Source organism: Mesorhizobium sp. M7A.F.Ca.CA.003.01.2.1 (assembly GCF_003998945.1).
GTDB lineage: Bacteria > Pseudomonadota > Alphaproteobacteria > Rhizobiales > Rhizobiaceae > Mesorhizobium > Mesorhizobium ciceri.
Genome location: NZ_RZRA01001380.1, coordinates 1 through 983 on the forward strand (window position 1 = coordinate 1; position 983 = coordinate 983).

The window sequence follows — 983 nt, forward strand, 5'->3', positions numbered from 1 at the left end:
ACGCACGGAAGAAGGCAATGCCCTGATCTTCGAGACGGCGCCGTTGACCGAAGCGGTCGAGATCCTCGGTTTTCCCGAATTCGAGGTCAAGCTCTCCTCCGACAAGCCGGTTGCGCTTCTGTCCGCCACGCTGTCGCAAGTGTTCCCGGAAGGTGCTGCCTCGCGCATCAGCTACGGCATCCTCAATCTGAGCCATCGCAACGATGATCTGGACATCGTACCCATGGTGCCGGGCCGGGCGGAGACCGTCCGCATCAAGCTGCGCTGCTGCGGGCAGCGTTTCGAGGCTGGCGAGCGTATCCGGCTGGCACTGGCGACATCGCATTGGCCGATCGTCTTTCCGACCGCCGAGCAGGCGACGCTGTCGATCCATTGCGGGGACAGCCGGCTGATCCTGCCGGTGCGCGCGCCGCAGAAGCTGGACGACACGCTGGGGGCCTTCCTGGCTCCGGAAAGCGCCGCGCCGATGGAGCAGGAGGTTCTGGCCAAGGGCGACGGTTTTCAGCGCTCGGTTTCGACAGACCAGGTCACCAGCGAGACGGTCTACCAAGTCGTCAATGATGGCGGCACGGTGCGGCATCCGCATACGGGAATCGTCCTTTCAGCGAAGCATGTCGACCGGTTCTCCATTCACCCCGACGACCCGACCTCGGCGGTCGGCACCTGCACCTGGGAAAAATCCTATGGCCGCGGCGACTGGCAGGCGCGCCTTTCAGTGACGGCGACGGTGCGCGCGCTGCGCGACGTCTGGCGGATCGAGACCCACATCACTGCCCATGACGGAGACGAGCGGATCGTCGACCGCAGCGAGGTCAAGGAGTATCGGCGCGATCTCAACTGAGCGGCGGCGATTGGCAATCAGGCCATCGATTTCGGCAAGGCGACGGCCAGCGCATCGACGGCCAGCCGCACCTTCAGCGGCAGATGCGGTGTCTGCAGCCAAAGCGCGTGGCAGTCGTAGAGATATCGCGGCTGGTCCGGCA

The 983-nt window shown here is 64.8% G+C and carries 1 protein-coding gene and 1 pseudogene; one reads left to right on the forward strand and one right to left on the reverse strand.

Annotation, left to right across the window (positions count from 1 at the left end):
• On the forward strand, nucleotides 1-841 hold an 841-nt coding region (locus EN969_RS32815; RefSeq protein ID WP_281060054.1), incomplete at its 5' end, for a CocE/NonD family hydrolase C-terminal non-catalytic domain-containing protein.
• A 17-nt stretch (nucleotides 842-858) separates the two neighbouring features.
• Here EN969_RS32815 and EN969_RS36450 read toward each other — a convergent pair.
• Nucleotides 859-983: pseudogene (locus EN969_RS36450) on the reverse strand (LysR family transcriptional regulator); the annotation flags it as partial.